Origin of the sequence: Tyzzerella sp. An114 (assembly GCF_002161055.1) — a bacterium.
GTDB classification, from domain to species: Bacteria; Bacillota; Clostridia; order Lachnospirales; family Anaerotignaceae; genus Fimicola; species Fimicola cottocaccae.
The window spans coordinates 196,081-221,097 of record NZ_NFLT01000003.1; the positions used below are offsets into that span (position 1 = coordinate 196,081).

Annotated in this window: 26 protein-coding genes and 1 pseudogene; 26 read left to right on the forward strand and 1 reads right to left on the reverse strand. The window is 33.3% G+C overall.

Going from position 1 to position 25,017, the window contains the following annotated elements:
- The first annotated feature begins 2 nt into the window (after positions 1-2).
- From pnpS to B5E58_RS04225, 13 genes are all read left to right on the forward strand, one after another.
- Positions 3-1,766, forward strand: coding sequence for a two-component system histidine kinase PnpS (pnpS, locus tag B5E58_RS04165; protein ID WP_158097663.1), 1,764 nt, complete (start codon positions 3-5; stop codon positions 1,764-1,766).
- Positions 1,767-1,854: 88 nt separating this feature from the next.
- Positions 1,855-2,421 carry a biotin transporter BioY gene (locus tag B5E58_RS04170; RefSeq protein ID WP_158097664.1) on the forward strand — a complete coding sequence of 189 codons (567 nt, stop codon included), beginning with the start codon at positions 1,855-1,857 and terminating at the stop codon, positions 2,419-2,421.
- A 63-nt stretch (positions 2,422-2,484) separates the two neighbouring features.
- On the forward strand, positions 2,485-3,561 hold the full coding sequence (gene cobT, locus B5E58_RS04175; protein WP_088108435.1) for a nicotinate-nucleotide--dimethylbenzimidazole phosphoribosyltransferase: 1,077 nt from the start codon (positions 2,485-2,487) through the stop codon (positions 3,559-3,561).
- Between the two features lie 5 nt (positions 3,562-3,566).
- Positions 3,567-4,115 carry a bifunctional adenosylcobinamide kinase/adenosylcobinamide-phosphate guanylyltransferase gene (gene cobU / locus B5E58_RS04180; protein WP_088108436.1) on the forward strand — a complete coding sequence of 183 codons (549 nt, stop codon included), beginning with the start codon at positions 3,567-3,569 and terminating at the stop codon, positions 4,113-4,115.
- Between the two features lie 11 nt (positions 4,116-4,126).
- Positions 4,127-4,876: an adenosylcobinamide-GDP ribazoletransferase gene (gene cobS, locus B5E58_RS04185; RefSeq protein ID WP_088108437.1), complete on the forward strand. Its 750-nt coding sequence runs from the start codon at positions 4,127-4,129 to the stop codon at positions 4,874-4,876.
- A complete protein-coding gene (gene cobC / locus B5E58_RS04190) occupies positions 4,873-5,469 on the forward strand; it encodes an alpha-ribazole phosphatase (RefSeq protein ID WP_088108438.1) in 597 nt (198 codons plus the stop codon). Before cobS ends, cobC begins: the two co-directional genes overlap by 4 nt.
- 283 nt (positions 5,470-5,752) lie before the next feature.
- On the forward strand, positions 5,753-6,673 hold the full coding sequence (locus tag B5E58_RS04195; protein ID WP_088108439.1) for an aspartate carbamoyltransferase catalytic subunit: 921 nt from the start codon (positions 5,753-5,755) through the stop codon (positions 6,671-6,673).
- Positions 6,673-7,959 (forward strand): dihydroorotase, encoded by a 1,287-nt coding sequence (locus B5E58_RS04200; RefSeq protein ID WP_088108440.1) that lies wholly within the window; start codon positions 6,673-6,675, stop codon positions 7,957-7,959. Before B5E58_RS04195 ends, B5E58_RS04200 begins: the two co-directional genes overlap by 1 nt.
- Positions 7,960-7,980: 21 nt before the next feature.
- On the forward strand, positions 7,981-8,910 hold the full coding sequence (gene pyrF / locus B5E58_RS04205) for an orotidine-5'-phosphate decarboxylase (RefSeq protein ID WP_088108503.1): 930 nt from the start codon (positions 7,981-7,983) through the stop codon (positions 8,908-8,910).
- A 69-nt stretch (positions 8,911-8,979) separates the two neighbouring features.
- Complete coding sequence (locus B5E58_RS04210; protein WP_088108441.1) at positions 8,980-9,753, forward strand: dihydroorotate dehydrogenase electron transfer subunit; 774 nt, start codon at positions 8,980-8,982, stop codon at positions 9,751-9,753.
- On the forward strand, positions 9,746-10,657 hold the full coding sequence (locus B5E58_RS04215) for a dihydroorotate dehydrogenase (RefSeq protein WP_088108442.1): 912 nt from the start codon (positions 9,746-9,748) through the stop codon (positions 10,655-10,657). The genes B5E58_RS04210 and B5E58_RS04215 overlap by 8 nt, the downstream gene beginning before the upstream one ends.
- 15 nt (positions 10,658-10,672) lie before the next feature.
- Entirely contained in the window at positions 10,673-11,335 is a 663-nt protein-coding gene (gene pyrE / locus B5E58_RS04220; RefSeq protein WP_088108443.1) for an orotate phosphoribosyltransferase, read from the forward strand.
- Positions 11,332-11,775: a GNAT family N-acetyltransferase gene (locus B5E58_RS04225; protein WP_088108504.1), complete on the forward strand. Its 444-nt coding sequence runs from the start codon at positions 11,332-11,334 to the stop codon at positions 11,773-11,775. Before pyrE ends, B5E58_RS04225 begins: the two co-directional genes overlap by 4 nt.
- Positions 11,776-11,822: 47 nt before the next feature.
- Here the strand turns inward: B5E58_RS04225 and B5E58_RS04230 are convergent, their stop codons facing one another.
- Complete coding sequence (locus tag B5E58_RS04230; protein WP_088108444.1) at positions 11,823-12,881, reverse strand: NAD(P)H-dependent flavin oxidoreductase; 1,059 nt, start codon at positions 12,879-12,881, stop codon at positions 11,823-11,825.
- A 226-nt stretch (positions 12,882-13,107) separates the two neighbouring features.
- Between B5E58_RS04230 and B5E58_RS04235 the strand changes: the two genes are divergently transcribed.
- The 13 genes and pseudogenes from B5E58_RS04235 (at position 13,108) to radA (ending at position 24,852) form a co-directional block, all read left to right on the forward strand.
- On the forward strand, positions 13,108-13,563 hold the full coding sequence (locus tag B5E58_RS04235; RefSeq protein ID WP_088108445.1) for a MarR family winged helix-turn-helix transcriptional regulator: 456 nt from the start codon (positions 13,108-13,110) through the stop codon (positions 13,561-13,563).
- Positions 13,564-13,589: 26 nt separating this feature from the next.
- Positions 13,590-14,561 (forward strand): beta-ketoacyl-ACP synthase III, encoded by a 972-nt coding sequence (locus B5E58_RS04240; RefSeq protein WP_088108446.1) that lies wholly within the window; start codon positions 13,590-13,592, stop codon positions 14,559-14,561.
- A 65-nt stretch (positions 14,562-14,626) separates the two neighbouring features.
- A complete protein-coding gene (locus B5E58_RS04245) occupies positions 14,627-14,854 on the forward strand; it encodes an acyl carrier protein (protein WP_088108447.1) in 228 nt (75 codons plus the stop codon).
- 30 nt (positions 14,855-14,884) lie between these two features.
- Positions 14,885-15,826: an enoyl-[acyl-carrier-protein] reductase FabK gene (fabK, locus tag B5E58_RS04250; protein WP_088108448.1), complete on the forward strand. Its 942-nt coding sequence runs from the start codon at positions 14,885-14,887 to the stop codon at positions 15,824-15,826.
- A gap of 81 nt (positions 15,827-15,907) precedes the next feature.
- Positions 15,908-16,837 (forward strand): ACP S-malonyltransferase, encoded by a 930-nt coding sequence (gene fabD / locus B5E58_RS04255; RefSeq protein ID WP_088108449.1) that lies wholly within the window; start codon positions 15,908-15,910, stop codon positions 16,835-16,837.
- 20 nt (positions 16,838-16,857) lie between these two features.
- Positions 16,858-17,589, forward strand: a complete 732-nt coding sequence (gene fabG / locus B5E58_RS04260) for a 3-oxoacyl-[acyl-carrier-protein] reductase (RefSeq protein WP_088108450.1) — start codon at positions 16,858-16,860, stop codon at positions 17,587-17,589.
- Between the two features lie 22 nt (positions 17,590-17,611).
- Positions 17,612-18,853, forward strand: a complete 1,242-nt coding sequence (gene fabF / locus B5E58_RS04265; protein ID WP_088108451.1) for a beta-ketoacyl-ACP synthase II — start codon at positions 17,612-17,614, stop codon at positions 18,851-18,853.
- Positions 18,853-19,353 carry an acetyl-CoA carboxylase biotin carboxyl carrier protein gene (gene accB / locus B5E58_RS04270; RefSeq protein WP_088108452.1) on the forward strand — a complete coding sequence of 167 codons (501 nt, stop codon included), beginning with the start codon at positions 18,853-18,855 and terminating at the stop codon, positions 19,351-19,353. Before fabF ends, accB begins: the two co-directional genes overlap by 1 nt.
- 13 nt (positions 19,354-19,366) lie before the next feature.
- The gene (fabZ, locus tag B5E58_RS04275; protein ID WP_330395610.1) at positions 19,367-19,789 is read left to right on the forward strand and encodes a 3-hydroxyacyl-ACP dehydratase FabZ; all 423 of its coding nucleotides are present in this window, start codon (positions 19,367-19,369) and stop codon (positions 19,787-19,789) included.
- 27 nt (positions 19,790-19,816) lie between these two features.
- Entirely contained in the window at positions 19,817-21,166 is a 1,350-nt protein-coding gene (locus tag B5E58_RS04280) for an acetyl-CoA carboxylase biotin carboxylase subunit (protein ID WP_088108453.1), read from the forward strand.
- A gap of 32 nt (positions 21,167-21,198) precedes the next feature.
- Positions 21,199-22,868 (forward strand): annotated as a pseudogene (locus B5E58_RS13980) (acetyl-CoA carboxylase carboxyl transferase subunit alpha).
- Between the two features lie 126 nt (positions 22,869-22,994).
- Positions 22,995-23,405 (forward strand): endosialidase, encoded by a 411-nt coding sequence (locus B5E58_RS04295; RefSeq protein WP_088108456.1) that lies wholly within the window; start codon positions 22,995-22,997, stop codon positions 23,403-23,405.
- Positions 23,406-23,478: 73 nt separating this feature from the next.
- On the forward strand, positions 23,479-24,852 hold the full coding sequence (gene radA, locus B5E58_RS04300) for a DNA repair protein RadA (RefSeq protein ID WP_088108457.1): 1,374 nt from the start codon (positions 23,479-23,481) through the stop codon (positions 24,850-24,852).
- Positions 24,853-25,017: the final 165 nt, after the last annotated feature.

The following is a 25,017-nucleotide window of genomic DNA, read 5'->3' on the forward strand; positions in this document are numbered from 1 at the left end:
TTTTGAAGAAAAAACTTTTTCTTACTTATGTTCTTATAATACTTTTCATATCTAGTATAGCGGGATTTTTTTCAATACATCTTTATAGTGGTTTTTATAGAGAAGAATTTAAAAATCACCTTTTAAAAGAAAGTGACATACTTTCCGATATAATAAGGGAAGATGCAAATGATGTTACAGAAGAATATTTTGATAATTTTGTTGATATTTATAGTAAAAAATTAGGCTGGAGAGTTACTGTTATAGACTCAAAGGGAAATGTTTTGGGAGACTCTGATGCTGAAAAATCACAGATGGAAAATCATCTTGATAGAAAAGAAGTTCAATCTGCTCTTAAAGGAAAACAGAGTGTTGAAATCCGTTACAGTAGCAGTATTGGTGCAGAATATATGTATTCTGCCTCTCCTGTTGAGATTAATGGAGAAATTATTATAATAAGACTTTCAGTTCCTCTTATATCCCTTCATGATATGCAAAGAAAAATTATGGGTTATATAATAGCTGGAATAATAATTGCTGCTGGAATGTCTTTTATATATGCTTATTTTCTATCAGATAAAATTTCAAAGCCTATTGATGAACTTACAAAGGCAGCTAGGGAAATTTCAGAAGGAAGATATTCAAAAAGAATTGTAATAAAAAACAGTAATGACCAAATAGGAGAGCTTACAAATTCATTTAATTATATGAGTGAGCGTTTGACAGAGACAATAAACGCCCTTGAAAATGAAAATATAAAGTTGGAGTCTATATTAAATAGTCTTATGAATGGTGTTATTGCTGTTGATAATAATAATAATATACTTATGATAAATTCTGTATTCAGAGAATTTTTTAAACTTCCTGAAGATGTTATAGGAAAAAATTTTTATGATGTAGTCAGAAATGAAAGTCTTTACTCCATAATGGAAGAAGTGCAAGAAAAAAATCATTATGTAGCCGATGAAGTTTGGTTTAAAGCTGTTATGGAAGAAACAAAAATATTAAGAATATATGCAGCACCTATTTCAGGAAAAAATTGTGGAACAGAAAATATAGGAAATCTTATAGTTTTCCAAGATGTAACACAGATAAGAAAACTTGAACAGATGAGAAGTGATTTTGTTTCAAATGTTACCCATGAACTTAAAACTCCTTTAACTTCAATAATGGGATTTGCTGATACATTAAAAGAAGGTGCTATTGATGATAAAGACACAGCCCTTAAATTTATTGATATTATAGAAATAGAGTCAAAGAGACTTTTTAGACTTATACAAGATATACTCTCACTTTCTGAAATAGAGACCAGAAAAGAAGATATAAATCAGGAATATTTTGATATAAGTGAAATTATTGAAAGTGTTTGTCAGGTTCTTAAACCACAGGCAGATAATAAAAATATTGAACTTATAATAAGTGTTGATAAAAATCTTCCTAAATTCAAATGTAATCGTGACAGGATTTCTCAAATGATGATTAATCTTATTGAGAATGGTATAAAGTATACTGAAAAGGGTAGTGTAAGAATTTCTTGTAAAAAAACAGGAAAATATATTGAAATAAATGTTAAAGATACAGGAATAGGAATACCAGAGGAGTCAAAAGAGAGAATATTTGAGAGATTTTATAGAGTCGATAAAGGTCGTTCAAGAAAAGCAGGAGGAACAGGACTAGGACTTTCAATAGTTAAACATATAGTGTTTTTGTATAACGGAAAACTTTGGGTTGAAAGTAAAATGGGTAAAGGCTCAAAATTTGTTATACTTCTTCCTTTTGAACAGTAACAATAAATAATGTTAACCATCATAATAAAAATGGTTGACATTATTTATTTTGATGTTATAATGTTTTCATAAGGAGATGATTTATATTATGAAAACAAAAAATATGGTTATGTGTGGTCTTTTTGCGGCAATATTATGTTGTTGTGCAGCAATAACAATAGTTTTACCTTTTACAGCTATTCCAATAACTTTTCAAGTTTTAGCAGTAAGCGTTGCCGGGGCTGTTATGGGCAAAAAGTACGGTGCTTTGTCTGTAATTATATATACACTTATAGGATTTTGTGGACTTCCTGTTTTTTCAGGAATGAAAGGCGGAGTTACTGCTTTAGCAGGTCCCACAGGTGGTTTTATAATAGGGTTTATACCAGAAGCCTTTGTTACAGGTCTTATTGTTGAATTGATTGTTAAAAAAGAAGATAAAATACTTGTTAAGAATATTAAAATATTTTTTGCAATGATTGTTGGACTTGTTGTTTTATATGCTTTTGGAACTGTACAGTTTATGTTTATGGCTAAAATCTCAGTTTTAAAAGCTCTTACATTGGCTGTTATACCTTTTGTACCTCTTGATGTGGCTAAAATTGTTGTTGCTGTGGTTGTTTCGATTTTTGTTAAAAATAATATATATGGTACAAGTATAAATGAAGCGTCATAATGACGCTTTTTTTTTGTTAAATTTTATAGTAAAATATTAAAAAAGTTTTGGGAGATATGTAATATGGAAATTTCAGATATATTAAAGGGCATAAAACCTTTATATGATGATGCTTTAATAAAGGCTAAAAAATACAATGATAATCTTATAAAACCAATAGGAAGTCTTGGAAGACTTGAAGAACTTGCCATACAATTTTCTGGTATAACAGGTGAAATTTTTAACAGTATGGATAAAAAAGCTATAATAATTATGTGTGCTGACAATGGTGTATATTATGAAGGTGTCAGCACATCACCGAGAGAAGTAACAAAAATACAGGCTTTAAATTTTAATAAAGGTATAACAGGGGTTGCAGTTTTAGCAAAACAAGGCAATATTGATTTAAAGGTTGTTGATTTGGGCATAGATGCTGATATTGATTATAATGAAGGAATAATAAATAAAAAAATAGCCTATGGAACTAAAAACTGTGCTAAAGGTGAGGCTATGACAGAAAGCCAGTTTAAAGAAGCTTTTATGGCAGGTTTTGAAATGGTAGGTCAGTTGAAAAAAGAAGGTTATAATATTATAGGTACCGGTGAAATGGGTATAAGCAATACTACAACTTCAGAGGCTGTTATAACTGTTTTATGTGGTTGTAATGTGGAAGATACTGTGGGAAAAGGTGCTGGACTTACTGATGAAGGTTATAAACATAAAATATCTGTTGTCAAAAAAATAATAGATGTAAATAAACCTAATAAATTAAATCCCTGTGAAGTTATACAAAAAGTAGGGGGATTTGATATTGCTGGACTTATGGGAGTTTTTATAGGAGGAGCATATTTTAGAGTGCCTATTGTTATTGACGGTGTAATATCAATAGCGGCAGCTTTGGCAGCTTATAAACTCTGTCCTATATCTAAAGACTTTATGATACCTTCCCATATATCCTTTGAAAAGGGATATGGTATAGCCTCTAAAGAAATGGGATTAAGACCAATATTTGACCTTGATATGAGACTTGGAGAAGGCTCTGGCTGTCCTTTTACAATGTATATAGCAGAGTCGGCTGTAAGAATTGTAAGGGAAATGGTTTTATTTGATGATACAGAAATTGACAAAAGTAAATATATAGACATAAGAGAGGAAAAATAAATATTATGATACTTGTAACAGGTGGAGCAAGAAGTGGAAAAAGTCTTTTTGCTGAAAACAAAGCAAAAGATAAGGGTGAAAAAGTTTTATATATAGCAACTTCAATTCCCTTTGATGATGAAATGAAACTTCGTGTTGAATTACATAAAAAAAGACGTCCAAAAAGTTGGGATACTTTTGAGGGATTTAAAAATATAGAAAATGTTATATATGAAAATAAAGGCAAGTATGATTGTATGCTTTTTGACTGTATAACGATTTATATTACAAATCTTATTTTTGAATATGCTAAAAATCCAGAAAATATGAGCAGAGAAGATTTTATTGATACAGAAAATAAAATAATTAATGATTTCAAAAATATAGTTAAATCTGTGAAAGATACGGACACAGAAATAATATTTGTCACAAATGAAGTTGGAATGGGTATTGTACCGGAAAATAAATTAAGTCGAAATTTTAGAGATATTGCAGGAAAAATCAATCAAATAGCAGTCCTTGAGAGTGATGAAGTTTATATGACTGTCTGCGGCATACCTATGAAAATAAAGTGAGGTTTAATTTAATGAAGCTTTTTATATTGACAATGAGATTTTTGACAAGAATACCTATACCCTTTAATGATGATACAATACTTTCAAATGAAGAATTTTCAAAGGGTATAATTTACTATCCTTTTATAGGTCTTATAGTTGGAATTATAAATTGTATAGTTTTTAAAATTTTTGAATTTTCAGGAAGTTTATTTTTATCTTCTATTTTAGCTGTTTTATCAGGAGTTATAGTTACAGGAGGTTTCCATATTGATGGTTTAGCTGATACTTGTGACGGTTTGTATTCTTCAAGAAAAAAAGAGAGAATACTTGAAATTATGAGAGATAGCAGAGTTGGGACAAATGGTGCTTTGGCAATCATTTTTGATATACTTATAAAAATAAGTGTTATATACTCCCTTGGATTTGACAAAGGAATTTTTGCTATTATACTTGCTCCTGTTGCTGGAAAAATGATTACACCTATATTATTTAACAGTAGATATGCTAGAACTGGAGAAGGACTTGGAAATATATATTTAAGGGAAAAATACGATTTTAGAAGTATTTTTACAATAATACTAGGAATGTTGATTATTGTATTATTTTTAAGAGAGTATGCTTTAATACCTATAATAATATGTCTTTTAATGGGATTGATTTTTAGAAAACATTGTGAAAAAATAATCGGTGGAATGACAGGAGACACTCTTGGAGCAGGCTCTGAGATAGGTGAAATTATATTTATGATTGTGTATATTATGGAGGTTAATTTATTGTGAATATTTATATGGTACGTCATGGACAAACTGAAATGAATGTTAAAAGGGTGTATTATGGAAGTACAGATTGTGACATAAACAGTACAGGAGTTTTACAGGCTGAAAAATTATCTGAATTTTTTAAAAATATAGATTTAGACATTATAATATCATCAGACTTAAAAAGAGCCTATCACACAGCCCAGATAATAAAAGGTGATAGAAATATTGATATAGTCAAAGATGAAAGACTTAGGGAAATAAATTTTGGTGATTGGGAAAATAGAACATTTAGCGATATAAGGGAAAATGACCCTGAAAATTATAAAATATGGACTAAAAATTGGCTTGATATAAAATTTCCTAATGGTGAAAGTTATATGGAGTTTGCAAGTAGAATAGAAAAAGCATTCTTTGATATAATAGAAAAATATAAAAATTGTAATAACATACTTATAACATCTCACAATGGAACTTTGTCATCACTTCTCTGTACAGCCATAGACGCAGGACAGAAAAATTTTTGGCGATTTAAAATTGAGCATGGAACATATACAATGATTAGTGTAAATGATGGATATGCTATTTTAGAAAAATATAATTGCAATATATAAAATTATATGATGAAAAAATGTAAAAATTGTGATAAAATTATATTTAGTATTAAAAGTATATTTTTTGCCTTTTATATTGACAAAATAAATACAAAATGCTAAAATTTTCAACAATGTATATTTAAAACAAATGAGGAGGAAAGACAATGACTTTTACAATTTTAAGACCAAAATTTGATAAAAAGTTTTTTGTATTTTCTCCTTTTTTATGGTTAATATTTGGGCGATAAAAAGTATTTCTTTTTGTTGCCTTTATTTTTGCAGATATGTTAGGAGGGTTAAAATGTTACAAAGAAAAGATATTCTGGGACTTAAGGACATGAGTAAGGAGGAAATACTTACAATTCTTGAGACAGCCAGAGAAATGAAACTCAGAATAGATGACGGTTCTTTAAGAAAAGGAGAACTTAAAGGAAAAAGTATGGTAACTCTTTTCTATGAAAACAGTACCAGAACAAAAACTTCCTTTGCCCTTGCTGGAAAATATTTAGGTGCGACAGTTCAAGACCTTGGAGTTGCAACAAGTAGCGTTAAAAAAGGTGAAAGCCTTATTGATACAGGAAAAACTCTTGACCAAATGGGTATAGATATTATGGTTATGAGAAATAGCCTTACAGGTGCACCTCATGTACTTGCTAAAAATGTTGATGCTCATGTAATAAATGCTGGTGATGGTTCAAACGAACACCCTACACAGGCACTTTTGGACCTTTATACAATACTTGACTACAAAAAACACTTTGAAGGCTTAAAAGTTGCCATAATCGGTGATATATCTCATAGCCGTGTTGCTAGAAGTAATGTTTTTGGTCTCACAAAATTAGGTGCTGACGTAACTCTTGCAGGTCCTTCAACACTTTTAGGTGGAAGTGGACTTTTAGGAGTTAAAACAACAGCTGATGTTAAAGAAGCTATAACAGATGCTGATGTTGTTATGGGACTTCGTATACAGTTTGAAAGACAGAAAACAACTGCTTTCCCTGGACTTAATGAGTACAGAGAACTTTTTGGAATAAACAAAGAGCTTTTAAAATATGCAAAAGACGATGTTCTTGTAATGCATCCAGGCCCTGTAAATAGAGGTATAGAGCTTAGCACAGATGTTATTGATGGAAAACATTCTGTAATTAATATACAGGTTAAGAATGGTGTTGCTGTTCGTATGGCTATTCTTAAACTTCTTATTGAAGGAGGTAAAAAATAATGAAACTTCTTATTAAAAATGGTAGAGTTATAAATCCGGCAACAAATATTGACGAAGTTATGGACGTTTTAGTAGTTGACGGAATTGTTGAAAAACTTGAAAAAAATATAAATGATGATGCTGACAAAATCATTGACGCTGATAAATGTTGGGTAACACCTGGTTTTATTGATGTCCATGTTCATTTGAGAGACCCAGGCTATGAGTATAAAGAGACTATTGCAACAGGAACAAGAGCTGCTGCAAAAGGTGGGTTTACAACAATATGTTGTATGCCTAATACAAATCCTGTTACAGACAGTGAGATAATGGTTGAATATATAAAAATGAAAGCAAAACGTGACGGTGTTGTAAATGTTCTTCCTATTGGTGCTATAACAAAAGGACAGAAAGGGGAAGAACTTGCGAATATCGGTCAGATGGCTAATGCTGGAGCTTGTGCTATAAGTGAGGACGGAAAAAGCGTTCTCTCATCAGGTCTTTTAAAAACAGCTATGAAATACGCTAAAATGTTTAATATCCCTGTACTTTCTCACTGTGAAGATATAAGCCTTGTTGGTGGAGGCTCAATGAATGCTGGTGCTGCAAGCCAGCTTTTAGGACTTAAAGGAATTTCAAATGACTCAGAGGAAGTTATCGTTGCCAGAGATATTATACTTGCAAGAAGTACACAGTCAAAACTTCACATTTGTCATGTAAGTACAAAGGGTAGTATACAGCTTTTAAGAGAAGCTCACGCTAGAGGAGAGGAAGTAACTGCTGAAATTTGTCCACATCACTTTACACTCACTGATGAAGCTGTAATGGATTATGACGGAAATACAAAAATGAACCCTCCACTTCGTTCTGCTGAGGATGTTTTAGCCCTTAAAGAAGCTTTAAAAGATGGTACAGTAAGTATTATTGCAACAGACCATGCTCCACATAGTATTGAAGAAAAGAATTGTGAGTATGAAAAAGCTGCTTTTGGTATTGTAGGACTTGAAACAGCTTTACCACTTGGAATAAAAGTTCTTGTTGAGGAAGGTTGGCTTACACCTTCACAGCTTATTGAAAAAATGACAATAAACCCTGCAAAAATGCTTGGCATTGATAAAGGTTCTATTGAAGTTGGAAAAGTTGCCGATATTACAGTAATTGACCCTGAAGCTGTTTATAAAGTTGACACTTCAAAATTTGCTTCAAAGAGCAAAAACAGTCCTTTTGACGGATATGAAGTTAAAGGAAAAATTGAGTATACAATAGTAGGCGGAAATGTTGTTGTTGAAAAAGGCGAACTTGCTTAATTTTTTGGAGGATTTAAAATGATTATAGATAGACTTATTGAGAAAATTAAAGAGACTAATAACCCTACTGTTGTAGGTCTTGACCCTCGTCTTTCATACGTTCCAGAGCATATTGTAAATGAATGTTATGAAAAATATGGAAAAACTCCTAAGGCTGTTGCTGAAGCATTCTTTATGTTTAATAAAGAGATAATTGACGCAACATATGACCTTATACCAGCTGTTAAACCACAGGTTGCTATGTATGAAATGTTTGGACCTGAAGGTATGGAGTGTTATATAAGAACAATTAAGTATGCTAAAAGCAAAGGTCTTGTTATTATCGGAGATATTAAGAGAAGTGATATAGCTTCAACAGCAGAGGCTTATTCTGATGGACATATTGGACGTGTTGATATTGGCGGAGAAAAACTTGAAATATACTATGAGGATTTTATAACATTAAATCCATATCTTGGTATTGACTCAATAGAGCCATACTTTGGAAACTGTAAAGATTATGAAAGAGGTATGTTTGTACTTGTTAAAACATCAAATCCAAACAGTGGAGAACTTCAGGACCTTGATGTAAACGGTATGAAACTTTATGAAAAAGTTGGAGAGCTTACAGAGAAATGGGGAGAAGCTTTCAGAGGTGAATATGGTTACAGCAGTGTTGGAGCTGTTGTAGGTGCTACACACCCAAGTCAGGCTGAAAACTTAAGAAAATTAATGCCTCATACATTCTTCCTTGTACCTGGATATGGTGCACAGGGTGGAAAAGCAGAAGACCTTGCAGTTTGCTTTGATGAAAACGGTCTCGGTGCTATTGTAAACTCATCAAGAGGAATTATTGCAGCATACAAAAATGCAAAATATAAAGATATGTTCTCTGAAAAAGATTTTGCTAAGGCTTCAAGACAGGCTGTAATCGACATGAGAGACGACCTTAACAAATATAGATTAAAATAATAAAATTTAAAAAACAGGGAATAAATATTATTATTCCCTGTTTTACAATAAAAATTTTGGAGGAAATGTATGAAATCAATACATATTGCAGAAATAATCAAAAATCAAGATATATCTGAAAATATATATGATATGACCATACTTGTCCCTGAAATAGCAAAAGAGGCAAAGGCGGGACAGTTTATAAATGTTTACACAGGAAAGGGAGAGTATATACTTCCACGTCCTATAAGTATATGTGGTATTGATGAGGAAAAAGGTACTATAAGAATGGTATTTCAGGTTGTTGGAAAAGGAACAGAGCTTTTTTCAGCTTTAAAAGCAGGAGATACTGTTAAAGTTTTAGGACCTCTCGGAAATGGTTACGATATATCAGAAAAACATGAAAATAATGTACTTATAGGTGGTGGAATTGGTGTTCCTCCACTTCTTGAGCTTGCAAAGAGACTTGAAGGCAAAAAATATGTATTTATAGGTGCAAGAACAAACCCTATACTTGTTGATGAGTTCAAAGCTCTTGGTGCAGAGGTTTATGTGGCAACTGATGACGGTTCAGAAGGATTTAAGGGAAATTCAGTTCAGCTTGTAAGAGAAATCAATCCTGTTGTTGATGCAATATATTCTTGTGGTCCTAAAATAATGCTTAAAGCTGTGGCTGATTGGGCGGAAGAAAAAGGAATTAAAGCACAGGTTTCTATGGAGGAAAGAATGGCTTGTGGAATAGGTGCTTGTGTTGGTTGTGCTGTAAAAATTAAAAAAGAAGGGGAAAGCGATTGGTCAAATCTTAAGGTTTGTAAGGACGGCCCTGTATTCTTAAGTAATGAGGTGGTTTGGAATGAGTAATATTAATACAACTGTAAATATATGTGGTGTTGAGATGAAAAATCCTGTCACAACAGCCTCAGGTACATTCGGTTCAGGTAGAGAGTACGGTGAATTTGTAGACCTTAATAGACTTGGTGCTGTAACTGTAAAAGGTGTAGCGGCACACCCTTGGAAGGGAAATAATGCTCCTCGTATTGCTGAAACTTATGGCGGTATGCTTAACTCAGTAGGTTTACAGAACCCTGGTGCTGATTATTTTATGGAAAATGATATTCCATTTTTAAGACAGTTTGATACAAAAATTATTGTTAATATATGCGGTCATTCCATAGAAGAATATTGTGAGGTTGCCGAAAAACTTTCTGATGCTGATATAGATTTATTTGAACTTAATATATCATGTCCTAATGTTTCTGAGGGTGGTATCGCTTTCGGAACACAGCCTCTTATGGTTGAAAAAGTTGTATCAGAGGTTAAAAAATATACTACAAAACCTCTTATAGTAAAATTAAGCCCTAATGTAACAGATATTACAGAGATTGCAAGAGCTGCTGTAAGTGGTGGAGCTGACGCCCTTTCTCTTATAAACACTCTTATGGGTATGAGAATAGATATTCACAGAAGAAAACCTGTTTTGGCTAATAAAATAGGTGGTTTCTCTGGTCCTGCTGTTAAACCTGTTGCTGTTAGAATGGTTTATCAAGTTTGTAAAGCTGTTGATGTGCCTGTAATTGGTATGGGTGGAATTTCAAACGGTGATGACGCAATAGAATTTATTATGGCTGGTGCAACTGGTGTTGCTGTTGGTACAGCGAACTTTGCAAATCCTTATGCAACAATAGAGGTTGTTGAAGGAATTGAAAACTATATGAGAAAATATGGTATAAAAGATTTATCAGAAATACGTGGTATTATTGATTAATGGAGGATATTAAATATGTTAACTGCAAAGAAAAAAGAATTTATTGAATTTATGATGAGTGCTGACGTTCTTCGTTTTGGCGAGTTTAAAACAAAAAGTGGTCGTTTAACACCATACTTTGTAAATACAGGAAACTACAAAACAGGAAAGCAGATTGCAACTTTAGGAAAATTCTATGCTGAACTTATAAAAGAAACTTGCGGAGAAGAATTTGACGCAATGTTTGGGCCTGCTTATAAGGGAATACCTCTTGCAGCAGCAACAGCAGCAACTCTTGCAACAGAATATGACATAGATAAACCATATTTCTTTAACAGAAAAGAAGTTAAAGACCACGGTGAAGGCGGAAGCCTTGTAGGTTACAAACCTGTTGACGGTGACAGAGTAATAATTATTGAAGATGTTATAACAGCAGGAACAGCTATAAGAGAGACAATGCCTATACTTTTAGGAAGTGCTGATGTAAAAGTTAACGATATGTTTATATCTGTAAATCGTTGTGAAGTTGGACAGAACAGCGAAAAGACAGCTATTATGGAAGTTAAAGAAGAATTTGGAATTAATGTTCATTCAATAATATCTGTTGCTGATATTTATGAATATTTAAAAGAACAGGGAACTTATGGAGATGTTCTTGAAAATATGAAAAACTATATGGATAAATATTGTATATTATGAAAATAATAGAAGTTAAAGAAAATAAAAAAAAGTATATTGAACTTCTTATTTTAGCTGATGAACAAGAAGATATGATTGATAAATACATTGATAAAGGAACTATGTTCATATTATATGATAATGGTGTAAAATCTGAATGTATTATAACTGATGAGGGCAATGGAGTTGTTGAAATAAAAAATATTGCTACATTACCTGAATATCAAAATAAAGGATATGGTAAATATCTTATTAAATTTATTGAAGAAAAATATAAACATAAATTTAATATTCTTCGTGTAGGTACAGGAGATAGTATTTTAACAATACCTTTTTATAAAAAATGTGGTTTTAAAGAAAGTTATCGTATTAAAAACTTTTTTGTAGATAATTATAATAATCCTATTTTTGAATGTGGTGTACAATTAATTGATATGGTTTATTTAGAAAAAACAATTTAAAAAATAAAAAAATGTAGAAATAATTATTATTTCTACATTTTTTATTTTTAGTTATTAAGTTCGTCTAAAAGTTCTTTTACAGTAACGATTTTATCTATTCTGTAAGCATTTTCACCACAGAATATAAGTGAATTATCGACATCACCTTTTACAGCACGAACAAGAGCACTTGTTATACAATAAGGTGTTTCTTTTGGATTACAATGGTCAAGACAACGATAACATTTTGTTACGTTTTCACGTTCTTTTTCTCTAAGTTTTATAAAATCATTTCTTATTGCACGTCCCGGCATACCAACAGGACTTTTTACAATAACTATATCTTCTTTTTTAGCATTTACATATGCCATTTTATATTTTATGTCAGCATCACATTCCTCTGTTGCAACAAAACGTGTAGCCATTTGAACACCAGCACAACCAAGGCTCATATAATGGTCAATATCACTTCTGTCATAAACACCACCTGCAAATATTACAGGTATACTTTTATTATACTTTTCTTCAAATTCTTTTACATATTCAATTATTTTTACAACTTCTTCATCATAGTTTGAAAAATCATTTTTTTCAAGTTCTTCTGGTGAAAAACCAAGATGACCTCCAGCTTTTGGACCTTCTATAACAACAAAGTCAGAAATTGTTTTATATCTTCTATCCCACATTTTGAAAAGTACTTTTATTGCTTTTAATGATGAAACAATAGGAGCAAATTTTACATTTGTATCTTTTAATAGAGCAGGAAGTTCTATTGGAAGACCTGCACCAGAAATTATTATGTCAGCACCACCATCAATACAACATTTTATATATTCATCATAACGTCTTGAGGCACGCATTACATTGACACCTATAATGCCACCATTAGATATTCTTTTTGCTTCTTTTATGTGATATTTTAATGCTTCGAAATTTGTTTCTGCAGAATGTTCACCAAAAGATTTTTCATCTTTATATCCCGGTTGAGCTGCCGATATAATACCTATTGCTCCTTCTTTTGCAACTGCACCTGCAAGAGAAGAAAGACTTATACCAACGCCCATACCCCCCTGAATGATTGGAACTTCGGCTTTAAGGTCGCCTATAATTAAAGGTTTAAGTTTCATATAAATTCATCTCCATGAAAAGTTTTGAATATCAAAATTTTATCTAATAATAATATAATATATATGACATGTAGTGTCAATAACTATGTTTTAAAATATATGTGTAAACCTGTTGAAATGTTGATGTTTTAGGGTTTTAAGGAAAAAAACTATTGACTAGAATTGAAATATAATATATACTTTGATTGTCAAAATATTTGATAAACAAATTGTTATGGAGGAATATATGGAAGAAACATTAGCTGTTATTAATGAACTTTTAGTTGAAGTTTTCAATGACATACTCGTTATAGAAGAAAATGCTCTAAAGTCAGGACAGTTTAATGATGTTTCCGTAACAGAGGTTCATACTATTGAGGAGATAGGAATGTACGAGCCTAAAAGTATGAGTGAGATTGCAAAAAAACTTAACATAACAGTAGGCACCCTTACTGTTGCAGTCAATAACCTTGTTAAAAAAGGATATTGCGAAAGATACAGAAGTGATAATGACAGAAGAGTAGTAAAAGTCGGTCTTACTAAAAAAGGACGCCTTCTTTACAGAGTTCATGAAAAATTTCATGCTGATATGGTAAAAACTGCTATTGCAGATTTATCACCTGAGGAGGATTTGGCTCTTAGAAAATCACTCTCAAAACTTAGCGTATTTTTGAAAGAGAAATATAATTTAAACTGTAAGTAAGGATATTTGGTGAAAAGGAGATAAATATGTATTCTTCTAGAATCGTGTATACCGGAAGTTATGTTCCGGAAAGAATTGTTACAAATGATGAACTTTCTAAAATAGTTGATACAAATGACGAATGGATTTCTTCAAGAACAGGCATTAAAAAACGTCATGTTTCTGAGGGGGAAAATGCGTCAGACCTTGCAACAAAAACTGCAAATGCTATAATAGAAAGAGGGAATATAAATCCTCTTGATATAGAGCTTATTATAGTTGCAACTGTATCATCTGATTATTCTACTCCTTCAACAGCTTGTGTTGTTCAGGCTAACATAGGAGCTAAAAACGCAGTTGCTTTTGACATTACAGCAGCTTGCTCTGGATTTGTCTATGCTTTAAGTGTAGCAGACAAATTTATTAAAACTGGAGTATATAAAAATGTAATGGTAATTGGTACAGAGGTACTTTCAAAACTTACCGATTGGACAGACAGAACAACTTGTGTTCTTTTTGGTGACGGCTCTGCTGGTGCTTTTGTTGAGAGAAGTGAAAGTGGCGGAATTATTGCTGAAGACATTGGAAGTGACGGTAAAAAAGGCATGTCACTTACTGTAAACCACATACTTGCTTCTAATGTGTTTAATGGAATGGAAAAAGAAGCTCCTTCATGTATAAATATGGACGGAAAAGCTGTTTTCCAGTTTGCAACAAGACAAGTGCCTAAGAGTATCAACAAAATAATTGAAGAAACAAAAATAAGCATAGATGACATAAAATATGTTGTTCCTCATCAGGCAAATTACAGAATTATCGAAGTAATTTCAAGAAAAACAGGAATACCTATGGATAAATTTTACATAAATATAGAGAACTATGCTAATACATCATCAGCAACTATTCCTATTGCTCTTGATGAAATGGTTCAGGCTGGTATGCTTGAAAGAGGAGATAAGATACTTATTACAGGTTTCGGCGGTGGTCTTACTTGGGGAAGTATGCTTATAGAATGGTAAAAGGCAGCACTTATAATTAATCATAAAAATAAAAATAATTATTCAAATTTTAGGAGGAATTTAAAATGGTATTTGAGAAAATTAGAGAAATTATTGCAGAACAGACAGGTAAAGATGTAGAAGAAATAACAATGGAAACAAGCGTTAAAGAAGACCTTGAGGCTGATTCATTAGACCTTTTCCAGATTATCAATGATATTGAAGATGAATTTGATGTTAAAATTGAAGATGCTGAAGCTATCAAAACAGTTGCTGACGCTGTAAAATTTGTTGAAGAAAACATGGATAAATAATTTTTTACTTGAAGGACAAAGGTGGAAAAAATGTACGCAGATATTTGTGAAATGCTTGGAATAAAATATCCTATATTCCAGGGTGCTATGGCTTGGATTTCAGATGCAGAGCTTGTTTCTGCTGTATCAAATGCAGGCGGTCTTGGAGTTTTGGCAACAGGTCATCTTGACGGTGAAGGCTGTCGTGCCGAAATAAGAAGGATAAAAGAAATGACAGACAAACCTTTTGCTGTAAACGTTATGCTTTTATCAGCTTTCGTTGAAGATATTGTAAAGGTTATCTGTGAGGAGAAAGTTCCTGTTGTAACAACAGGTGCAGGTTCACCTCTTAAATATATGCCACAGTTCAAGGAAGCAGGCGTTAAAGTTATACCTGTTGTTCCTTCTGTTGCCATGGCAAAGAAATTTGTAAAAGACGGTGCTGATGCTGTTATAGCTGAAGGTACTGAATCTGGCGGTCATGTTGGTAAAACAACAACTATGGCTCTTGTGCCACAGGTTGTTGATGCTGTAAATGTTCCTGTTATTGCTGCTGGCGGTATTGCTGACGGTAGAGGAATGGCTGCTGCTACAATGCTTGGTGCTTCAGGCTTCCAGCTTGGAACACGTTTCCTTGTTGCTAAAGAATGTACAGTACATGAAAAATACAAGGAAAAAATATTAAAAGCAAAAGATATTGATACAACTACAACAGGTCAGTCCACAGGACACCCTGTAAGAGTTTTAAGAAATAAACTTGCAAGAGCTTTTGAGGCTCTTGAGAAAAACAATGCTTCTCAGGAAGAGCTTGACGCTCTTGGAAGAGGTGCTTTAAGAAGAGCTGTTAAAGAGGGAGATGTTGATAACGGTTCTGTTATGTCAGGACAGATTGCAGGTCTCGTTTCTAAAGAACAGACAGCTAAAGAAATGATTGAAGAAATGTACAATGAGTACAAAGAAATCATGGCTAAAGCACCAGGATTAATAAGATAATTTTTTTTGAAAAGACAAAACGGACGCAGACTTTATGTTTGCGTTCCGCTTTGTTGTATATGGATAAATAGGTGGTAGAATATGAAAACAGTTTTTATGTTCAGTGGACAGGGTGCCCAGTATATGGGTATGGGTAAAGAATTATACGAAAATTTTGAATGTGCAAAAGAGATATTTGACAGAGCTGATAAAGCACTTGGTTTTTCTATAAAAGACATGTGCTTTGAGAATGAAGAAGAACTTAATAAAACAGAAAATACACAGCCAGCTATACTTACAGTTAGTATTGCAGCATTAAAAGTTCTTGAGGAGAAGGGTATAAAAGCAGATTATGTGGCAGGTTTAAGCCTTGGAGAGTATTCTGCTCATGTTGCTAGTGGCTCAATGGACTTTGATGAGGCTGTTGCTCTCGTTAAAAAGAGAGGTAAATACATGACAGAGGCTGTTCCTTTTGGTGTTGGTGGTATGTATGCCATTATGGGACTTGACAGAGACACAGTTTTAGAATGTTGTAAAGAGGCTTCTGATATAGGATATGTTGCCCCTGCAAACTATAATGCTCCAGGACAGATTGTTATTGCCGGAATTGCTGAGGCTGTTGAAAAAGCTGCTTCAATAGCAAAAGAAAAAGGTGCAAAACTTACAGTTAAACTTAATGTAAGTGGACCTTTCCACACAGAACTTTTAAAACCAGCTTCTGATAAGCTTGCAGAGGAACTTAAAAATATAAACTTTAAAAATATGGAAATACCTGTAATTACAAATGTTACAGGAGATATAATTGAAAATAACGAGGATATTGCTCCTCTTTTAATAAAACAGGTTATGAGCCCTGTAAAATGGGAGGACACTATACAGAAATTATCTGAACTTGGTGTTGACACATTTATAGAAATAGGGCCAGGAAAAGCTCTTAGTGGTTTTGTAAAGAGAACTCTTAAGGGTGTTACTATTCTCAATGTGGAAGATATGAAATCCCTTGAGAAAACATTGGCAAAACTCAATGGTTAATTTTTTAAAGGAGAAATTTTATGCTTAAAAATAAAACAGTTATCGTAACAGGTGCTGCAAAGGGTATAGGTAGAGCTATCGCTTTACGTTTTGCAAAAGAAGGCTGTAATATTGTTTTAAATTACAGAAGTACTGTTTCTGATGAGCTTATTGATGAAATAAAGAGCTATGGTGTTGAATGTATGCCATATAAAGCTGATGTAAGTGTTTACAGTGAGGCTGAAGCTCTTATTAAAGATGCTAAAAAACAGTTTGGTTCTGTTGATGTTCTTGTAAACAATGCAGGTATCACAAGAGATATGCTTCTTATGAGAATGTCAGAGGAAGAATTTGACTCTGTTATAAATACAAACCTTAAAGGTGCATTTAATACTATAAGACACGTTTCATCTGTTATGCTTAAACAGAGAAGCGGTGCTATTATAAACCTTTCATCTGTTGTTGGTCTTATGGGAAATATAGGTCAGGCTAACTATGCTGCATCAAAAGCTGGTGTAATCGGTCTTACAAAATCAGCAGCAAGAGAGCTTGCAGCAAGAGGAATAACTTGCAATGCTATTGCTCCTGGATTTATTGAAACAGATATGACAGCTGTTCTTAAAGAGGAGACTAAAGAGGCAATGCTTAATACAATACCTCTTAAAAAATTCGGTTCTGCTGAAGATGTTGCAGAGGCCGTTGTATTCCTTGCAAAAAACAGATATATCACAGGCCAAGTTCTCAATGTAGACGGCGGAATGGTAATGAACTGAGAGAGGACGGTAGTTTGATTTTATGGATAGAAGAGTAGTTATTACCGGTATGGGTGCTATAACACCTGTTGGAAATAATGTTGATGATTTCTGGAACAGCATTAAAAATGGTGTTAGCGGTATAGATTTTATAAAAAGCTTTGATACAACAGATTTTAAAGTAAAGATTGCTGCTGAAGTTAAGGATTTTGACCCTACTTTATACGTTCAGAAAAAAGAGCTTAAAAGAAATGACCTTGTTTCTATTTATGGTATTGCAGCTGCAACACAGGCTGTTGAGGACTCTAAACTTAATCTTGATGAGATAGATAAAGACCGTTTTGGTGTTATTGTTGGTTCTGGTATCGGCGGTATGATTACAATACAGGAGCAGGTTGGAAAACTTTTTGCAAAAGGTCCTTCAAAAGTTTCTCCTCTTTTCATACCTATGGCGATTGGTAACATGGTAGCCGGAAATATTGCAATAAAATTTGGTGCTAAAGGTGTTTGTGAGAATATAGTTACAGCTTGTGCAACAGGTACAAACTGTATAGGTGACGCTTTCAGAAGTATCAAACATGGATATTCTGATATTATAATCGCCGGAGGAGCTGAGGCTGCTATATCTGAAATTGGTGTTGCAGGATTTACAAATCTTACAGCTCTTTCAACAAATCCAGACCCTAAAAAGGCTTGTAGACCTTTTGACAAAAACAGAGATGGTTTTGTTATGGGTGACGGTTCAGGTGTTGTTATACTTGAGGAACTTGAACACGCTCTTAAAAGAGATGCTAAAATATATGGTGAGGTTGTTGGATATGGTGCAACAGGTGATGCATATCATATGACAGCTCCTTCTCCAGACGGAAGTGGTGCTGGTAAAGCTATGAAACTTGCTATGGAAGAAGCAGGAATTAAACCTTCTGATGTTTCATATATAAATGCTCATGGAACAAGTACACCAGCAAATGAAACTTCTGAAATTAAAGCTATAAACTATGCTTTAGGTGATGAAGCTCCTAATGTTCCTGTAAGCTCAACAAAATCAATGACAGGACACCTTCTTGGTGCTGCCGGTGCAATAGAGGCTATTGCTTGTATTAAAGCCCTTGAAGATGGATTTATACCACCTACATTAAATGTTGATGAAAAAGATGAAAGCTGTAACTTTGACTGTGTTCCTTACGTAGGTAGAAGTGCAGACCTTAAATATGCATTATCAAATTCTCTTGGTTTCGGAGGACATAATGCTGTTCTCTGTTTCAAGAAATGGGAGGGTAAATAATGAATTATAATGATATAAAAGAACTTATCGGTATAATAGATAATTCTAAACTTACAAATTTTGAATTGTCTATGGATAATGTTAATGTTAAAATGAGTAAGACAGGAAAAGAGTTTGCTCCTTCAGATTTAGTTCCACCAGTTGCTCCTGCTCCACAGATGCCAGTAGCTCCACAGCCAACTGCTCCTGTTGTAAATTCTACACCTTCAACAGTAGCTCCACAGGGTGAAACTGTAAAAGAGGAGGAGAAAGCTCCTGAAATTTCAGGAAACATTGTAAAATCTCCTATCGTTGGAACATTCTATTCAAGCACAAGCCCAGGAAAACCTCCTATTGTTTCAAAGGGAGATAAAGTTTCAAAAGGTGATGTTCTTTGTATTGTTGAGGCAATGAAGGTTATGAACGAAATAACAAGCGATTTTGACGGTGAAGTTTTAGAAATATTCGTTGAGAATGGTCAGCTTGTAGAGTTTGGTGAACCTCTTTTTGCTATTGGTTAAGGAGAATTTAATTATGATGGATATAAATGAAATTATGAAAATAATACCTCACAGATACCCATTCCTTCTCGTTGATAGAATTGATGAGGTTGTTGAGGGTGAAAGAGTAGTTGCAACAAAAAATGTTACAATGAATGAACCTTTCTTTCAGGGACATTTTCCACAGATGCCTGTAATGCCAGGAGTTCTTATAATTGAGGCTATGGCTCAGGCTGGTGCTGTTGCAGTATTGGCAAAAGATGAGTTTAAAGGAAAAATTGCTTTCCTTGCAGCTGTTGACAAAGCTAAATTTAGAAGAAATGTAGTTCCAGGAGATACACTTCGTCTTGAAGTTGAGCTTTTAAAACTCAAGAAAAATGCCGGTGTTGCAAAAGGTGTTGCTTATGTTGGAGACAAAAAAGCAGCAGAAGCTGAAATCACATTTATGATTGGATAATTTCCAAAAAATTTTGGAGGTGTTTTTGTGATTGAAAGAATTTTGATAGCTAACAGAGGCGAAATAGCAGTAAGAATAATAAGAGCCTGTCGTGAAATGGGAATACATACAATAGCTGTGTTCTCAGAACCGGACAGAGATGCTTTACATACTCAGCTTGCTGATGAAGCTGTATGTATAGGTCCTGCAAGAGGTACAGACAGTTACCTTAATATGCAGAATATTATAAGTGCCGCTGTTTTGAAAAAAGCTCAGGCAATCCACCCGGGCTTTGGATTTCTTGCAGAAAATTCCACATTTGCAACAATGTGCGAGGAATGTAATATAAAATTTATAGGCCCAGACCCAAAAACAATAGATGAAATGGGAAACAAATCAAATGCAAGACAGCTTATGATAAAAGCTAATGTTCCTGTTATACCGGGAAGTGACGGTGTTGTAAATAGCATTGATGAGGCTTATGAAGTAGCTGAGAGACTTGGTTATCCTGTTATTGTAAAGGCTTCTGCCGGCGGTGGCGGAAAGGGTATACGTATAGTAAGAGAAAAAGGTGAACTTGCAAAAGCTTTTGAAGCAGCTCAGAGTGAAACTATTGCAGCATTCGGTGATGATGCCATGTATATGGAAAAACTTATTGAGAATGCTCGTCATATAGAAGTACAGGTTCTCGGAGATAACTTCGGAAATGTTGTTCATCTTGGTGAGAGAGACTGCTCAATGCAGAGAAGAAATCAAAAAGTTCTTGAGGAAGCTCCTTCTCCTGCTTTATCTGAAGATATACGTACAAAAATGGGTGAGGCTGCTATTCGCGCAGCAAAAATTGTTGGATATAAGAGTGCTGGAACAATAGAATTTTTATATGAGGAAAGCTCACAGAAATTCTATTTTATGGAGATGAACACTCGTATTCAGGTTGAACACCCTGTAACAGAAATGATTACAGGAATTGACATTGTAAAAGAACAGATAAAAATTGCGTCAAACGAACCTCTTTCATTCACTCAGGAAGATGTTGTGTTTAAAGGTCATGCAATAGAATGTCGTATAAATGCGGAAAATCCTTCAAGAAATTTCGCTCCTTCTCCAGGAAAAATAGATTATCTTCTTATGCCGGGAGGCGGAATGGGACTTCGTGTAGATAGTGCTGTTTATGCAGGCTATACTATACCACCATATTATGATTCAATGATTGCTAAGGTTATAACATATGGTTCTGACAGAAACGAGGCAATCGCAAAAATGAAAAGAGCCCTTGAGGAATTTGTTATACATGGAATAGATACAAATATAGAATTCCAAGAGGCAATACTTAATAATAAACTCTATTTGGAAGGTAAATTTGATACTTCTTTTATAGGCAGAGAAATTATAAAATAAAAAGCCGAAAAAAAGTAAGGGGGGCATAGCCTTTGAATTTATTCAAAAAGAAGAATTATATTAAAATACAGACTGTTCAGGCAACACATAACAATGAAGACATAGAGTCTCCAAGTATTCCTGATGGTCTTTGGTTAAAATGTAAATATTGTAAAAAAACCATTTATAATAAGGATATCGGTGAATATAAAATATGCCCTCATTGCGGCGGACATTTCAGAATAGGAGCTATGGAGAGAATAGCCCTTTTAACTGATGAAAATTCATTTGAGGAAATTAATGGCAATATGTGTGCTAAAAATCCTATGGGATATCCTGATTATGATGTTACAATCAAAAAGGCTCAAGAGAAATCCGGTCTTAAAGATGGTGTTGTGACAGGTCTTTGTACAATAAATGGCTTTAAAACTGTTATTGCTGTTATGGATAGTAACTTTATGATGGGTTCAATGGGTTCTGTTGTAGGTGAAAAAGTTACAAGAGCTGTTGAAAAAGCAACAGAATTAAAACTTCCTATCATTATATTTACAACATCAGGTGGTGCAAGAATGCAGGAGGGTATTATATCTCTTATGCAGATGGCAAAAGTAAGTGCTGCACTTTCAAAACATAATGATGCAGGACTTTTATATATAACTGTTCTTACAGACCCTACAACTGGTGGTGTAAGTGCAAGTTTTGGTATGCTTGGTGATATTATACTTGCTGAACCTAAAACTCTTATAGGTTTTGCTGGTCAAAGAGTTATTGAGGGAACTATAAATGAAAAACTTCCTGAAGGTTTCCAGACAGCAGAATTCCAGCTTGAACATGGTTTTGTTGATAAAATAGTAAGACGTGACGAGCTTAAAGATACTTTAGGAAAAATACTTAAAATTCATTGTTGTGAAGGAGGCGGTTTTTAATGAATAGAGCTATGAAATCCGTTAATGCTTCAAGAATGATTTCAAGACCTACAACTCTTGAATTTATAGCTGAAATTTTTGATGATTTTATAGAGTTCCACGGAGACCGTCTTTTCAAAGATGACAAATCAATAGTTGGTGGTATTGCCACTCTTGATGGGAAACCTGTTACTGTTGTAGGTGTTCAGAAAGGTCACACTATTGAGGATAATTTGGCTAGAAACTTTGGTTCTCCACACCCTGAAGGATATCGTAAAGCTTTAAGACTTATGAAACAGGCTGAAAAATTTAACAGACCTGTAATTACATTTGTAAATACATCAGGTGCCTACTGTGGTATTGGTGCAGAGGAAAGAGGTCAGGGAGAAGCTATTGCAAGAAATCTTATTGAAATGGCTGACCTTAAAGTGCCTATTATATGTATATTTATAGGTGAAGGTGGAAGCGGTGGAGCTTTAGCTCTTGCTGTTGCCGATGAAGTTTGGATGCTTGAAAATGGTATGTATGCCGTTCTTTCTCCTGAAGGATTTGCTAGTATACTTTGGAGAGACCCTACTCGTGTTGAGGAAGCGGCTGAACTTATGAAAATAACTGCTGAAGACCTTATTAAGAATAATGTTATTGATAAAATCATTCCTGAACCGGAAGAAGGACTTCACAACAACCTTAAATATACAACAGATATACTTAAAAAAGAACTTATTGATAAAATTAAAGTTTTGTCAGAAAAAAATGTTGATACACTTCTTGCTGAAAGATACAACCGTTTTAGACAGTTTGGAGAGTATAGTGAATAAAATTATGCAGCCTTTTGGCTGCTTTTTAATTGTTTTTGTGTACCATTTCAAAAATTTATGGTATAATTATATATGAAAAATAATTTGTTTTTTTATAGCAAAATTTGACCTGGGAGGGTAAACAAAATGTCAGTAATTGAAGAATTAATAAGACTCGAGGATAACGGTACCATAAGTTTTGGTAATTATTTAATGGATACAAAGAAAAAGGTTCTTGACTTTGAAGTTGAAAACGACCTTTACAAAGTAAAAACATTTAGAGAGATTACAAAACTTGAAAAAAACGGAAAGCTCCTTCTTGAGGCTGTTCCTGGTGCAACATTACATAATTTCTCTGTTGATGAAAAAGGTGTAAAATTTATTGCTGAGGCTGAGGAAGATATTCAAATTCTTATGGAGCTTGAACCTGAAAAAGAATATAAATTCATCGTTGATGATGTAAATATGGGAAAAGTTAACTCAAATAAATCAGGAAAAGTTAATTTCAGCATAGAAATTAAAGGACAGCCTGTAAATGTAAAACTTGAAAAAATCTGATTTTGTTAAGCGTGTCAATTTTGGCACGCTTAAATTTTTTTAATATTAAAATAATATTTATAGAGGTGATTATTTGAAAATAAAAACATCTTATGTTTGTAATGAATGTGGATATAAATCTGCAAAATGGCTTGGAAAATGCCCTGAGTGTGGAAATTGGAATACTTTCGAGGAGTATGAAACAGAAATTAAAAAAACTTCATCAAAAAAGACTGTATCAAAGAGAAAAACCGCCACAAGACTTTCTGATGTAAAGGTTAATAACAGTGATAGAATAATAACTAAAATAAATGAATTTAACAGAATTACAGGTGGTGGAATAGTTCGTGATTCTGTAATGATAATAACATCTCCTCCGGGAGGTGGAAAATCAACTTTAACTTTGACAATAGCAAATGATATTGCAACTCAGGGAATGAAAGTTGTATATGCCACAGGTGAGGAGAGTGAAAGCCAGATAAGGTCAAGGGCTGACAGAATACTTGATAGTATAAACGAAAATGTTTGGATTATATCAGATACAAATATGAATAGTGTCATTGATGCTGTAAATACAATAGAGCCAGACTTTTTGGTTATAGATAGTATACAGACCTTTGCCCTTGAAGAACTTCTTCCAGCTAGAGTGGGAAATCCAGCCCAGACAATGGAGTGTGCTGCTGAAGTTGTAAGAATTGCAAAGTCTGGAAAAAAGCCTTGTGCATCAATAATAATTGGTCAGATGAATAAAAATGATGAGATAGCAGGACTTCGCTCTCTTGAACATCTTGTTGATGCTGTTTTTGTTATGGAGGGAGATAGCGAAAATGAGCTTAGAAGTATAACTGCCACAAAAAACCGTTTTGGAAGTACGGGAGAAATGGGATTTTTCTCTATGACTGAAAAGGGACTTGTTTCAATAGATAACCCTTCTGAATTTTTTGTCACCCAAAGAGACCCTAAAGATGCTGTTTCTGGAAGTGCTATAACTGTTATACGTGAAGGCTCAAGACCTATTATTGCAGAAATAGAAAGTCTTGTGTCAAATTCATTTACTCCATATCCTTCAAGAATTGGAGAAGCTATAAAACGTGAACAGCTCAATACTGTTATATCAATATTAGAACAGAGAGGAGGAATAGACCTTTTTAATAAAAATGTTGTTATAAAAGCCACTGGTGGTATAAAGTTTAAAGAGCCTTTTGTAAATCTTGCAATAATAGTAAGTATAGCTTCATCAGTTTATAAGAAGCCTGTGCCTTCAAATTTTGCTTTTATTGCAGATGTTGGTTTAACAGGGGAGCTTAAAAAAGTTCCTAATCTTGAAACACGAATTAAAGAACTTTACAGAATGGGTTTTGATAAAATATTTATAGCAAAGGGAAATATCAAAAAGAACGATTTTAAAAATATAGAGATAGTTGAACTTAAAAATCTTAAAGATGTTTTGACTTTGTTATTTAAGTAGTATTATATAAAATTGTTTTATATGTAGTATTAGAAACTTTCTATTTATTTTTTTGTTGATATATATTAATATAAAAAAATGTTAAATAATTTAACACACATTTTATATTGATAATTATATTTTTCAAGCTAAAAAAATCTATTTTAATGTACATTAACGAAAGTT

Excerpts from the sequence above, each read along its gene's own strand:
- B5E58_RS04170 (WP_158097664.1), top strand. The coding sequence starts at position 1,855 with ATGAAAACAAAAAATATGGTTATGTGTGGTCTTTTTGCGGCAATATTA.
- cobT (WP_088108435.1), top strand. The coding sequence starts at position 2,485 with ATGGAAATTTCAGATATATTAAAGGGCATAAAACCTTTATATGATGAT.
- cobU (WP_088108436.1), top strand. The coding sequence starts at position 3,567 with ATGATACTTGTAACAGGTGGAGCAAGAAGTGGAAAAAGTCTTTTTGCT.
- cobS (WP_088108437.1), top strand. The coding sequence starts at position 4,127 with ATGAAGCTTTTTATATTGACAATGAGATTTTTGACAAGAATACCTATA.
- B5E58_RS04195 (WP_088108439.1), top strand. The coding sequence starts at position 5,753 with ATGTTACAAAGAAAAGATATTCTGGGACTTAAGGACATGAGTAAGGAG.
- B5E58_RS04200 (WP_088108440.1), top strand. The coding sequence starts at position 6,673 with ATGAAACTTCTTATTAAAAATGGTAGAGTTATAAATCCGGCAACAAAT.
- B5E58_RS04210 (WP_088108441.1), top strand. The coding sequence starts at position 8,980 with ATGAAATCAATACATATTGCAGAAATAATCAAAAATCAAGATATATCT.
- B5E58_RS04215 (WP_088108442.1), top strand. The coding sequence starts at position 9,746 with ATGAGTAATATTAATACAACTGTAAATATATGTGGTGTTGAGATGAAA.
- pyrE (WP_088108443.1), top strand. The coding sequence starts at position 10,673 with ATGTTAACTGCAAAGAAAAAAGAATTTATTGAATTTATGATGAGTGCT.
- B5E58_RS04225 (WP_088108504.1), top strand. The coding sequence starts at position 11,332 with ATGAAAATAATAGAAGTTAAAGAAAATAAAAAAAAGTATATTGAACTT.
- B5E58_RS04230 (WP_088108444.1), bottom strand. The coding sequence starts at position 12,881 with ATGAAACTTAAACCTTTAATTATAGGCGACCTTAAAGCCGAAGTTCCA.
- B5E58_RS04235 (WP_088108445.1), top strand. The coding sequence starts at position 13,108 with ATGGAAGAAACATTAGCTGTTATTAATGAACTTTTAGTTGAAGTTTTC.
- B5E58_RS04240 (WP_088108446.1), top strand. The coding sequence starts at position 13,590 with ATGTATTCTTCTAGAATCGTGTATACCGGAAGTTATGTTCCGGAAAGA.
- B5E58_RS04245 (WP_088108447.1), top strand. The coding sequence starts at position 14,627 with ATGGTATTTGAGAAAATTAGAGAAATTATTGCAGAACAGACAGGTAAA.
- fabK (WP_088108448.1), top strand. The coding sequence starts at position 14,885 with ATGTACGCAGATATTTGTGAAATGCTTGGAATAAAATATCCTATATTC.
- fabD (WP_088108449.1), top strand. The coding sequence starts at position 15,908 with ATGAAAACAGTTTTTATGTTCAGTGGACAGGGTGCCCAGTATATGGGT.
- fabG (WP_088108450.1), top strand. The coding sequence starts at position 16,858 with ATGCTTAAAAATAAAACAGTTATCGTAACAGGTGCTGCAAAGGGTATA.
- fabF (WP_088108451.1), top strand. The coding sequence starts at position 17,612 with ATGGATAGAAGAGTAGTTATTACCGGTATGGGTGCTATAACACCTGTT.
- accB (WP_088108452.1), top strand. The coding sequence starts at position 18,853 with ATGAATTATAATGATATAAAAGAACTTATCGGTATAATAGATAATTCT.
- fabZ (WP_330395610.1), top strand. The coding sequence starts at position 19,367 with ATGATGGATATAAATGAAATTATGAAAATAATACCTCACAGATACCCA.
- B5E58_RS04295 (WP_088108456.1), top strand. The coding sequence starts at position 22,995 with ATGTCAGTAATTGAAGAATTAATAAGACTCGAGGATAACGGTACCATA.